The 12,262-nt window shown below is 43.5% G+C and carries 8 protein-coding genes and 1 pseudogene; 6 read left to right on the top strand and 3 right to left on the bottom strand.

The features are described 5' to 3' along the window. Positions 1-2: 2 nt before the first annotated feature. The 5 genes from NSU15_RS20005 to NSU15_RS19985 all read left to right on the top strand — a co-directional run bounded on the left by NSU15_RS20005 (position 3) and on the right by NSU15_RS19985 (position 7,765). Positions 3-899, top strand: a complete 897-nt coding sequence (locus NSU15_RS20005; RefSeq protein WP_042129404.1) for a carbohydrate ABC transporter permease — start codon at positions 3-5, stop codon at positions 897-899. 92 nt (positions 900-991) lie between these two features. Further along, the gene (locus NSU15_RS20000) at positions 992-2,827 is read left to right on the top strand and encodes an ABC transporter substrate-binding protein (RefSeq protein WP_042129403.1); all 1,836 of its coding nucleotides are present in this window, start codon (positions 992-994) and stop codon (positions 2,825-2,827) included. 129 nt (positions 2,828-2,956) lie between these two features. Next, complete coding sequence (locus NSU15_RS19995; protein ID WP_339287369.1) at positions 2,957-4,702, top strand: histidine kinase; 1,746 nt, start codon at positions 2,957-2,959, stop codon at positions 4,700-4,702. Next, a complete protein-coding gene (locus tag NSU15_RS19990) occupies positions 4,695-6,098 on the top strand; it encodes a response regulator (RefSeq protein WP_339287368.1) in 1,404 nt (467 codons plus the stop codon). Before NSU15_RS19995 ends, NSU15_RS19990 begins: the two co-directional genes overlap by 8 nt. Next, positions 6,095-7,765 carry an extracellular solute-binding protein gene (locus NSU15_RS19985; RefSeq protein ID WP_339287367.1) on the top strand — a complete coding sequence of 557 codons (1,671 nt, stop codon included), beginning with the start codon at positions 6,095-6,097 and terminating at the stop codon, positions 7,763-7,765. The genes NSU15_RS19990 and NSU15_RS19985 overlap by 4 nt, the downstream gene beginning before the upstream one ends. Before the next feature lie 79 nt (positions 7,766-7,844). Here NSU15_RS19985 and NSU15_RS19980 read toward each other — a convergent pair. Both NSU15_RS19980 and NSU15_RS19975 read right to left on the bottom strand, forming a co-directional pair. Beyond that, a pseudogene (locus NSU15_RS19980) lies at positions 7,845-8,992 on the bottom strand (IS3 family transposase). A 117-nt stretch (positions 8,993-9,109) separates the two neighbouring features. After that, positions 9,110-9,529 carry a MarR family winged helix-turn-helix transcriptional regulator gene (locus tag NSU15_RS19975; RefSeq protein WP_042129398.1) on the bottom strand — a complete coding sequence of 140 codons (420 nt, stop codon included), beginning with the start codon at positions 9,527-9,529 and terminating at the stop codon, positions 9,110-9,112. Positions 9,530-9,690: 161 nt separating this feature from the next. Here NSU15_RS19975 and NSU15_RS19970 point away from each other — a divergent pair, with 161 nt between their 5' ends. Continuing rightward, positions 9,691-11,151 (top strand): MFS transporter, encoded by a 1,461-nt coding sequence (locus NSU15_RS19970; RefSeq protein WP_339287366.1) that lies wholly within the window; start codon positions 9,691-9,693, stop codon positions 11,149-11,151. A 30-nt stretch (positions 11,152-11,181) separates the two neighbouring features. Here NSU15_RS19970 and NSU15_RS19965 read toward each other — a convergent pair whose 3' ends face one another. Beyond that, entirely contained in the window at positions 11,182-12,255 is a 1,074-nt protein-coding gene (locus NSU15_RS19965; protein WP_042129394.1) for a glycoside hydrolase family 99-like domain-containing protein, read from the bottom strand. Positions 12,256-12,262: the final 7 nt, after the last annotated feature.

Raw genomic sequence — 12,262 nt, 5'->3', positions numbered from 1 at the left:
ATTTGAGAAAGAAAAAACTAACAACTGGAGAACTTATCTTCCAGATAATTATCTATACGCTCTTTGGATTGTTCACCCTGTCATGCATCTATCCATTCTACTACTTGTTTATCAACACGATCAGCTCGAACGATCTTAGCGCAGCAGGGTATATCAAATTTTATCCAAGACAGATTCATTTCGATAACTATAGCAAGGTTCTAAAAATCAGCGGTCTAGGACATGCGGCAACAGTCTCTGTATATAGAACGGTCGTCGGGACGCTACTTACTGTAGGGTCGTCAGCTTTTTTAGGTTACTTGTTCACTAAAAAGGAAATGTGGGGCCGGAGTATTTGGTACCGCAGTGTTGTAGTTACGATGTATTTTAGCGCAGGTCTAATTCCTTGGTATATCACAATGCATAATTTGCATCTGACCAATAATTATCTGGCTTATATTTTGCCTACGATTATTACGCCATTCAATATTATTCTAGTCAAAACCTTCGTTGAAGCCATTCCACCTTCACTTGAGGAGTCGGCATCTATGGATGGTGCGGGTTACATGCGAGTGTTCTGGAGTATTATTGTACCGCTTACGACGCCAATTCTAGCTACGATTACGATTTTCTCCGCAGTGAATCAGTGGAACTCCTTCATTGATACGGCGTTTTTGATGACAGATACGAAGTACTATACGCTCCAGTTCTTGTTATGGCGTTATTTGAACGAGTCCAGCTCGCTCGCTGCTCTAATCCGCAGTTCACCTGATATGGCCGCTGGTGTAGCGAATATGCAGACTCCAACCTCGGTACGGATGACCGTGACCATGATCGTCGTATTGCCGATTTTAATCGTGTATCCGTTCTTCCAACGCTTTTTCGTCAAAGGAATTATGATCGGTGCGGTTAAGGGCTAATGAGTTACCGGATCGTTAATGAAATGGGGTTTTCCTCTGCTACAAGCAGAGTTGAACTATAAGTGAAGATACGAAAGGGAGGGTATAAAGCAATGAGACTAAGAAGAGCATCGCTTGTCATGCTATCCGTAATCCTGGTCTTCGTTCTGGCAGCATGTGGCGGGGGGAATAACACGGCTAACTCGGGCAAAAACACTAGTACAGAGAAGCCCACGTCCGCTGCCACAAATGCGCCGGCGGAAGAAACAGCAGCACCAGATGACGGAGCACTTGATCATTCCAAGCCGCTGAAGCTGACCGTATTCTCTACAACGGCTAACTATGCGGGGCCACAAACTGGATGGTTCGCCAAAATCATCAAAGATAAGTTCAACATTGAGATGGACATTGTAGCTTCAAATCTAACAGGTGGAGATACCAAAATTTCTGCAATGATGGCATCTGGTGATCTTGGAGATATCATCATTTTCGGTGATGACAAGAACCATTATCCAAATGCGATCAAAGGAAAGCTGCTCTTAGACTGGACACAAGACGGACTTCTGGACAAATACGGAAAAGATATTTCTAGCACTTTTCCAAAAGCTATTGAGAAAGCAAAGGTAGCTTTTGGCGGTGGATCATCAGTCTTTGGCATGGGAAACAACGTAGCTTCTAACCCATCCGGACCTTCTGAAGGAAAAGATATGACTTGGGGTCCAGACCTACGCTGGGATCTTTATCAACAAATCGGAGCACCTGAAATTTCAAAGATTGAAGATTATCTTCCAGTCCTGAAAAAAATGCAAGAGCTTGAGCCAAAGAATGAGCAAGGTAAGAAAACCTATGCCTTCTCGATGTGGTCTGACTGGGATGGCAACTATAAAATGACACTGGCTAAACAGTTTGCAAACATGATGGGCTATGATGAAATTCCTGACACTGCTGTGTATGTTAAAGCAGATGAAGAAAAGTATTATGACTTCTTATCCGAAGATAGCTGGTATATGAAATCGCTCAAGCTGTATTTTGAAGCTAACCAAATGGGTCTGGTGGATCCAGATTCTATGACTCAAAAATTCGACGATGTTGTAGCGAAATACAAAGATGGCCGTCTGTTGTTCTCCTGGTTCCCATGGCTTGGAGCCGCTAACTACAATACACCGGAAAGAACAGCTGAAGGTAAAGGTTTTGCATTAGTTCCATTTAAGGATGAGCTGATGTACTCTACAGGCTTCAATGTTTACGGTGGTAACGGTATTATAGCAATCGGCGCAAAAGCTAAGGAACCAGCAAGAATTATGGAATTCATTAACTGGATGTACACCCCGGAAGGTGCAATGATCTCTGCAGGAAGCGGGACTGCGGTACCAAACGGACCTAAGGGGCTGACTTGGGATATAGATGGAAGCGGTAAACCTGTCGTGACTGATTTTGGTTGGAAGGCTTACGCGGATCAACAGAATACGCAAGTGCCTGCAGAATATGGCGGCGGTGACTACTACTACGGCTCCAATCAAATGAACTTCTCTTTTGTGGTACCAGCGATGGTGAATCCAGAGAACAAAGAGCCATATGATCACAATCTATGGACGACAACCCTGCAACGTAATCCGTCTAAGCTTGATAGTGATTGGAGAGCGAAGATGGGCGTTCTGACACCTAAGGAGTATTTTGAGAAAAATAATCTGCTGGCTGTAGCTCCACAAGGCTTCACTGGCAAAGAGCCATTGATGATGGATAAAACACTGGAGCAAAAGAACAAACAAATCGGTACGGTCATTCAACAAATTTCTTGGAAAATGGTTTTTGCTAAAGATCAAGCTGAATATGACAAATTGAATAAAGAGATGCATGATAAGGTGAATGGTCTTGGCTATTCCGAGGTGATGGATTTCTCTATTAAAAAAGCTGAGGAACTATTTGAGGCTCGCAAAAGCGTGAAATAAGGTTCGATTATAAATAGGGCGGGGCGGCGTGGAGGCTGTTCTGCCCTATTCTATTCAATTAAGGATAAATGTGGTATTCTCACATTAATATATAAAACGCTTACAGGAAGAAAGAAGAGGATCATTCGGATGGTAAGAGTACTCCAGCGTAATCATACCCCAGCTGTCAAATCCTTACGTAATACTCTATTCATCTATCTAGTTATCGGAACGCTACTTCCGCTTCTCTTAGTAGGATTCGTAACCTACACCTCTATTTACTCTATCCTTTCAGGGAAAATTGGCAATGGTATAAGTGCAAGCTTGAAACAGGAAGCCTCAAGTTTGGAGAATGCCATCGACAATATGGATTTTGCTTCTAAACAGTTTGCGCTGGATGGTCAGATTGTGGAGGAAATGTCCTCTTTTATTCAAGAAAAGCAAATTTATCGCAAATCGCAAATGATGAACTCCATCAATCAGAAAATCAACCTCGTCAATTTTACGAATCCCTATATTGGACTTACAGCTTACATTATGCCTAGCAGTGATGATCCGGTTCTGTTCACCAATATGAGTGCGCGCAGAAATTTCGATAGCAGTACTTTACCTTCTTTTATGCGGTATAACGGGGCTGATTACTATGGGCCGCATTCTACGATGTATGCCGTCGGAGATAATCTCGTATTCTCGGAGCAGCGCATTGTACGCGTACCAGGTGAACATAAGCTATATATTTATTTAGAGACGAATTACAGTCTGCTTCGCAAAATATTTAATCAGGAATCTTACGGGATGAAGGTAAATCATATCCTTGTGAATCAACAGGGCACTAACACCTATGAAATTGACGGAAAATTGCCCCAAGGAATTATCAAAGCTGCAGGAAGCAGCTCCAATCTCTCACATGAGACGCTTACCGGATATCATCTGTTTCGATATGCTAGTCCGCAGGGCTGGAAGCTTATTGCCGTAGTTAAAAAGTCTGAATTCAACAGTGAAATTTATTCTTGGTTCTATAAAATGATCCTGCTTGCGTTCTCGACGCTACTCTTTGCCGGAGTTCTGGCTTGGATGATTTGGAAAAAGATTTATGGCCCATTGCGCAAGGTTAACCTTGAAATTAATCGAATGGCAGAAAATGTTACCTCTCCAGTTGCCTACACGAACGTGGAAGAGTTTGATTTCGTACTTAGTAACTTCCAGCAGATGAAGAAACAGGTGAATGAGCTGATTGTTGCGGTAGCCCATAATGAGAAGCAGAAAAGCCAATTCGAGATTGAAAAGCTGCTCAGCCAGATCAATCCGCACTTTTTGCACAACACATTGAATACGGTGCAGTGGATGGCAAGGCTCAACGGTCAAAAGGAGATCGACAAGCTGGTTACTCTCCTTGTAAAGGTGCTGCATTATAATCTGGGCAAGCAAAGCATCATTGTTACCCTTGGAGAGGAAATTGAAGCGATCCGAAATTATATGGAGCTGCAGCGCATCCGTTATGACTATGAATTCGAATTTAACGTGGAGGCAGATGAGGATGTATTGTCTGTAGCAGTCCCCAGATTCTTACTTCAACCTCTCGTAGAGAACTCTATTTATCATGGACTAAGCGATAATGGCAGGGTAGATGTCTTAATTACAGAGCATGGCGAAGGAGAAGTTAAGCTATGTGTAAGAGACAACGGGGCTGGTATGGATGCGGATACGTTAGACCAGCTGCTGTCAGAGGACGGAGCCAAGAAACGGGGACTCGGAATCGGATTCTCGTACGTGAACCGGATGCTTAGAACCTACTATGGAGAGCAGATGAAGCTAGAGATGTACAGCAAGCTAGGGGAAGGTACGGTTGTATCTATCGTGATTCCGAGGAAAGGTAAGGAGGACTTCGATGATTAAGGCTGTAGTGGTTGATGACGAGAGACTTGTGCGGAAAGGCTTCATATCTCTAATCGATTGGTCGTCCTTAGGGGTTGTAATTGTCGGTGAGGCAGGAGATGGCAAATCTGCCCTGGAGCTACTTCAACAGCAGGATGTGGATCTGCTATTTGTAGATTTGACTATGCCTGGAATTTCTGGATTCGAGCTAATTAAACTAGTGAGGCAGCGTTTCGCAGGCATTCGCTGTGTTGTGCTTACTTGCCATCATGAGTTTGACTATGTGCAGGAGGCCATGCGTTTAGGAGCTGTTGATTATATTGTCAAAACTCTGTTAGAGATGGAAAATGCGGATGAGACTATACGTCGGCTCGTTGATCGGATCAAATGGGAGGACAACACACGGGATGCCTTGGTTCATGGTGAAGGTAAACGGATGGCCGCTGACAAGGCGCTGCTCTATTTACCATTAAACAATCACTGTAATGAAGAAGAGTTATTTCACCTATCCTTTGTGAAGAATAATCCGTTGATCACCTTTCATGAGATGTGGATGTCACCTCTGCTTCAACGTTTCTCAGAAGAAGAAGGTAAGCGGGAGCTTAAAAGCCAGCTTTCTGGGAGATGGCAGATCGCGCTTATCAGTGGGATAAGAGATCAGTCGTTACAGGAATTGGAGGAGCAACTCACAACGAAGCTACGGCATATGCTATTTTATCATTCTGGAGCTGAGGAACTGACCTCTCTGAATTATGAGGAACTAAAGAAGGAAATATCGGGCACCAATTTAATACATGATGAAGCGGATCTATTCGAGCAAGCTCAAAATCTCAAGTGGACGATTGATGGAAACGAATGGGACCATTTTGTATCGAACATACGCTTGCAGAAGCCCCGTTCTGATAGATATCTAACGTTCGCACATTCTCTTTTGCAAAGATGGAGTGCTTTACTCTTGAAGCCTGAAGATGCTGTTCAATTGGAACGGGACATTTCACTTAACTTGAACTGGTGCCATTGGAAGACCTGGCTGCGCAGATTCTCTGATCATGTGGGACGGAGAATGCTCGAGCTAGGATTGACTAAAGAGGTGATGTCCTGCCTAATTCGCGCAGTTCGTTATATGCAGAGCCATGCAGGTGACAAAATCAATCAGAGCGACGTAGCGGCTGAAATTAATATGAGTCGTGGTTATTTCAGTCAATGTTTCGCTCGTTTTGCCGGAGAGACATTTGGTGAATGTTTACGGGGAATGCGGCTTGAGTTGGCTAAATCATTGCTGCTGGAGACCTCGCTACCCGTCTGTGAGGTTGCTTCAAGGTCTGGCTTTGAGGATGACCGTTATTTCAGTAGGCTGTTCAGGGAACGCATTGGTAAACTACCGAGCGAATATCGTGCGGAGGGGAAAGGCCAATGATGAAATTTTGGAGATCCATCCTCCTTCTTATAGTGATCATCGGACTGACATCCTGCCGTGACCAGAGCATACCAGTGGATTCTGGCAGAAGTCCTCAGGGAGAGGTCGAAGATACTTCTATCGCATATAGCAAATATGAAGATCCGATCGTGATCCGGGTAGGATTTAAGGTTCCAGATTCCAGGTTAAATACAGGTGACAGCAACGATAACAATCCAATCACCCGTTATTTGGAGAGTATTACGAATATCAAGGTAGTTCACTCTTGGGAGGCAAAGGGTGAAGATGCTTTTAATCAAAAAGCACAGCTTGCGATCGATAGCAATGATTTGCCAGATGCGATGGTTGTAGATCGAGATCAATTGAAGAAGCTCATTGATAATGACATGATAGAGGACCTTACAGAGACCTACAAAGTATACGGCTCTGAGTTAATTAAAGATATGTACAATTCTACGAAGGGAGAAGCATTAGAAGATGCTTCACGTGATGGTAAATTATACGGATTACCGAATGTAGCGATTGATGCGGATTCTCCTGTTCTGCTCTGGGTACGTCAGGATTGGCTGGAGAAGCTGGAGCTGCAACCCCCTCAGACCTTTGAAGACATCGAGAAAATTGCTCAGGCTTTTATTGAAAAAGATCCTGACGGGAACGGGAAAAGAGATACTGTAGGATTAAGCGGCTACAAAAATATCGTATATGGAACTAAGCCATTAGTTAATGGTCTGGATGCTGTTTTTAGTGCATTTCATGCTTACCCGACGAATTGGATCAAGGATAGCAACGGTAAAATTGTGTACGGCTCTATTACACCAGAGACCAAACAAGCACTTGCTAAACTGGCGGATTGGTATAAACGTGGGTTGCTAGACCCGGATTTTGCTCTGTATAAAGAAACTCAGGAGCCTATAATCACTGGGAAATCAGGCATGTTTTTTGGCCCATGGTGGATGCCTTATTATCCATTGTCAGAGGCTGTAGCTTTGGACACGAAGGCAGAATGGAGAGCGTATGCAGCTCCACTAGATGATTCCGGCAAGTTTGTTGCTCACTTGGCTCCAGTTACGGATCGTTATCTAGTTGTACGTAAAGGATTTGAACACCCAGAAGCCATTATGAAGCAGTTGAATGTGTTTACAAGACTTGAGAGAAGGCAAGACCCAAATACAGAAGAAGTTAAGAAGCTGGATGATTTCTCTGCACAAACAGGAATTCAGCTGCGTGCTTATTATCCGTTTGACCTTCTAATTGATTATTCGGATGCGATAGAAAAACATTATGCAGATATTCAGCAAGCGCTACATGGAAAAATAGACCCGGATACATTAAATCCAGATACCCGACTCATCTATGATCAATGGGTGGAGGACACTGAACAACCTAAAAAAGATCTAGAAGGCTGGAAAGCAGCGAACGCGTATAAATACGGAGTTGCCGTCTTAACCTCAACTGCTATTGAGGGAGTGCGAGGGGTCTTTTATGGAAACACACAACTAATGAAAAGCAAATGGGCGGAACTTCAAAATCTAGAAAGTGAGACATTTTTGAATATCATTGTGGGCGATTCACCCCTTAGTGACTTTGATGTTTTTGTAGAGAAATGGAAGAGCCTCGGTGGGGAAGAGATTACGAAAGAAGTTGCTGAGACTGTAAAGGTGAAGTGAGTACGGAAAAAGAAGCAGCTATCCCATTAGTAGCATTCTGGTCATAGCCCCGTCAAGTAGACAGTAAAAAAGAAGCCTTTTAAGCGGCGATCTGGTTCCGGTACTCTTCCGGAGACAGGTCGCCGAGTTTTTTCTGGAAGCGTTCCTTGTTGTAATAAAGGATGTACTCCTTAACCAAATGTTCAGCATCTTCAAGATTCTTGGGTTTCTCCAAATACAATTTTTCGGTCTTTAGGTGAGAGAAGAATGACTCTATACAAGCATTGTCGTAGCAATTCCCCCGCCGGGAGTGGCTACCGACCAAACCCTTGTTCTCTAAAACCTGGGCATACGTCCGAGTAGTGTACTGAAATCCCTGGTCAGAGTGTAGGAGAGCCTTTGAGTCTTGGAGAGATTTCACAGTATCTACCACTAGCTTCAAGTCATTACGGATAGAGATTCTCCAAGCCACAACCTCGTTGTTGTACAGATCCATCACTACAGATAAGTAGACAAATTCGTGGCCTGTACGGATATAGGTAATATCCGTGACTAGCTTTTGCTGAAGAGCGTGGGCTGTGAATTCCTGGTTGAGTACGTTTGGAAATAAGACAGAAGGCTTACGTCCGGCAAACGGGCGTTTCTTGCGAATCACCGATTGGATGCCTAGCTCTCTCATCAACCTGCGAACTTTCTTATGGTTTACGGGGAATCCCTCTTTGCGAAGCGCTGTACGCATTCGCTTATAGCCATAGGCAGGACGTAGCCGATGAATGGCTAAGATATGTTCCTTAAGGTTCGCATCCTTCTCTTGGCGTTCTTCCCGCAGGTCAGAGGTCTTTTTCCATTTGTAGTATGCAGCCCGGGACAATTCAGCCAGTTTGCACAGCCAAACAATCGGGTATCTCTCGCTCATTTCTTGAATGGATTGGCACCGGGTATTTGTATCCAACTTCCCTCCCCATGTAGATTGGGATTGAGCTTTTTTAAGTATTCGACCTGTGCCTTCAAATACGCGATTTCTTCGTCTTTACTGTCAAAATGTTTCCTTCCACCTTTTCCGCGTCGGTCCTCAAAGGTCTCCCCACTTTTAAATTTACGTATCCACCTCACCAACTGAGCATCGCTCTTGATGTTGAGTTTTTCTAGAATCTGTGAATAGCTCATATGCTCCTCTAAGTGAAGTCGAACCGCCTCGTTCTTCAATTCTTCTGAATACTTCGTAAACGTCTGCCCTTTTTTAGCCATGAAAAATCCCCTCCGGTCGACTGTGTTAAACACATGATACCATGTGCTCTTTTTTCACTGTCAACCATGAGGGGATAATACCATTCACTACTTTTGTGACAGCTGCTTTTTTTGTTCCTACTCTTCGTCAGTGCTGATCTTTTGAAGTAAGTAACGAAGCTGTTCTACTTCCTCATTTGTTAATTTGCCAACGAGACTTTTATTGTAATCATCTAAAATAGACTGAAGGATAGGTGAGAAATTAATTGCCTTAGGAGTTGGATATAATAGGTGAGAGCGTCGATCATTAGGATCTGGTTTACGTTCAATGTATCCCGAATTCTCTAATTGCTTTACGGAACGAGCGGTGGTTGCTTTATCGAATTTCAATTCAGAAGTTAATTGATCTTGTGTAATCCCTGGTTTGGCAAGAATCAATTTGAGAAAGCTGTGTTGCCCGCCGCTACCTATTCCATAGGGCATGAATTTTTTTACCAATTGCTTTTGATTTTGACGATGAAAATAGGAAATTAATTTACCTATAGGCTCTTTTTCCAAGATATAGACACCTCTTTGGGTTTAGTTCGCGTATTTACTACTCTGAGACAAAGTGTACAATAAAGTCGTTGCGTGCGCAACTAATTTGATGTACACTGGGTATGCAAGTTTTGTTGCGTACGCAACTAAACGTTGATTATACATTCAATGAGGTGTTAGTTATGAGTTCTATTAGCGCAACCTATCAGGAAGACAAGGAAATTCAGAAGAAACGCTGGATGATATTAATTGTCCTGAATATTTTCACCTTTATGTCCACGCTTGATGGTAGTATTGTCAACATCGCTTTACCTGAATTATCGAAACAATTGAAGCTGCCTATGGCACAAATCGAATGGGTAACCACAGGTTATTTGATGGCGATCTGTGCAGCGATTCTTTTCTTCGGGAAGCTTGGAGATATTGTTGGGAAGATTCGAATCTTTAAGATTGGGACGGTTGTTTTTGTTATTGGTTCTATGCTGTGTGGATTCAGTTTAAGTTTACCTGCTTTGCTTGCTTCGCGCGTTATTCAGGCTATCGGAGCTTCGATGACAATGGCGAACAGCCAAGGAATAGTTACGGATATTTTTCCTGCTAATGAGCGGGGGAAAGCCCTTGGTTTCATAGGTACATTCGTGTCACTGGGAAGTATAGCTGGCCCTAGTTTAGGTGGGATTATGGTCTCGACATTAGGCTGGGAGTATATCTTTTGGGTGAACATTCCAATTGGAGTGATTGCTATCCTGTTAGGATGGAAGGTACTGCCTAAGGATTTAACTAGAACGAAATCTACAATTGACGTTCCTGGCAGTTTGCTCTTCGCTATTTTTATTATAAGCTTGTTCGCGGGATTATTATTGGGACAGCAGCTCGGTTATGGCGACAGTTTAATTGTGACTTCACTAATCGTAGCTGTAATCAGCTTTATTGCGTTCTTGTGGACGGAGCTTCGAAGAAAAGAACCGCTGCTGCAACTGTCATTATTTAAGAATCCATTGTTTTCATTAAGTATTTTGTGTGGGTTTCTCGTATTTACAGCGAACTTCTGCTTTAACATTATCGCACCATTTTATGCACAGAATATGCTGAATCTATCGCCCTTTGAAGCGGGATTCCTGTTGATGCTGTTACCGATATGTATGGTAGTCGTTGCACCAATAAGCGGTGCTTTATCAGATAAAATCGGCTCTGAATTTCTAACTTTTGCAGGGCTGGTGGTCATGGTTATTGCTCAGTTTGGATTAGCAGAGCTTCATGAAGGAAGCTCTGTTGTGCTGGTAGGCGTGTGGATCGCTATGCTGGGAATAGGCAGTGGTCTATTTCAATCGCCGAATAATTCACTTGTTATGTCTAAGGTGCCTAGAACTCAGCTTGGTTCCGCGGGCAGCGTCAATTCGCTGGTTCGTAATGTGGGTATGGTTGTCGGTATTACGATCGCTACGACGATACTCTTTCATGTGATGAGCAGTGAAGCAGGTTATCGGGTAACAGGTCTAGTTCCGGGTCGACCAGAGTTGTTTATCAGTGGCATGCATGTAGTGTTCATGACTTCGGCATCCATATGCTTTGTGGCTGCATTGCTAACAGGGTGGAGAATGATAAGTGCAAGAAGCGCCAGAATGCAGACCTCGGAAAGATAATAAGGAATAAAGAAGAAGATCCTTCTGACGCTACGGCGTGGAAGGATCTTCTTTGTGATGATATTGAAGAGCATTCTTAACGGCTTGTAAGTATTGATACCGATAATGATCATCCGGCTCTAAATAGGCACCCTCAGCCCACTCGTTCCAGGCGTTTATATAAATAAAATCACTTTTGAACATCTTTTTGGTCCTCTCAATTTGTCGTGACAGGTATTGGCCGAATTTGTGAGGATTTGCACCTAAAGTACTTTGTCCGGCGGCACCTTTGCGTGGTGTATTATCCCAATTCACAAATGCTCCCGGATATATAATTTCTCCGTCTCTATGAGGTGTCCGCTCTAACATGGATTCCCATAATTCATCGTAATCAATGACGATATGCTTCTGGTCCTCCACCTGCTTGGAACTCCATAAATGCTTTACACCGCCATGTGCGAATGTGTAGTGAGGTTCAAATTCTAGACTGGCATCGAACCCGTGCTCTGTCTTTAGAGGGAATCCGCCCAGTGTCCTGATCAGATGAAGACCCTTAAGACCGTTTTGCTGAGCTAAATCACGCCAGCATTGAAGCATTTCATCACAGCGAGGGATGCTGGAGGATCTGTAGATAATAAATACCGGTTTACCATCTACGCAAATATATCGTTCATCTTTGAACGCCTCCAACAGAGCATAAAAATGCATCCGCCAATCCCGTTCTTCTCCATATTCCTGTGGCATCAAGACATCTTCTTCGGTACCATCCCAGCTTCGCGTCCAAGGCTCGTTAGCCCAAGACAGGCAAAAGGGGAAGTCTGGCTCTTTGCTGGTAAGAATCTGCTGAACCGGTTGTTCCAGAAGTCGCCTGCCATTGAACCAATAGTGATAATAACAAAAACCGTAAATGCCATGAGCCCTTGCAGTCTCAGCCTGCCATTGTTTCACTTTAGGGTCCGTTAAATCGTAGTAGTTATTATTTAAAGGTTTTTTCGGTTGATGATGTTCAGGATAAAGGGCTGTAGCCTTCCTGACATTTGTCCATTCTGTAAATCCCTCCCCCCACCAGGAATCGTTCTCTGATATCTGATGAAACTGAGGTAATACAAAAGCAATGCATTTCAAGTCAGGT

This window comes from Paenibacillus sp. FSL E2-0201, from assembly GCF_037963325.1.
GTDB lineage: Bacteria > Bacillota > Bacilli > Paenibacillales > Paenibacillaceae > Paenibacillus_AQ.
Note: the sequence above shows the minus strand (reverse complement) of the source record. Positions and strands in the feature narration are given on the sequence as shown.

What these genes read in the sequence shown, in the direction of transcription:
- NSU15_RS20000 (WP_042129403.1), top strand. Translation starts at nt 992, where the DNA reads ATGAGACTAAGAAGAGCATCGCTTGTCATGCTATCCGTAATCCTGGTC.
- NSU15_RS19995 (WP_339287369.1), top strand. Translation starts at nt 2,957, where the DNA reads ATGGTAAGAGTACTCCAGCGTAATCATACCCCAGCTGTCAAATCCTTA.
- NSU15_RS19990 (WP_339287368.1), top strand. Translation starts at nt 4,695, where the DNA reads ATGATTAAGGCTGTAGTGGTTGATGACGAGAGACTTGTGCGGAAAGGC.
- NSU15_RS19985 (WP_339287367.1), top strand. Translation starts at nt 6,095, where the DNA reads ATGATGAAATTTTGGAGATCCATCCTCCTTCTTATAGTGATCATCGGA.
- NSU15_RS19970 (WP_339287366.1), top strand. Translation starts at nt 9,691, where the DNA reads ATGAGTTCTATTAGCGCAACCTATCAGGAAGACAAGGAAATTCAGAAG.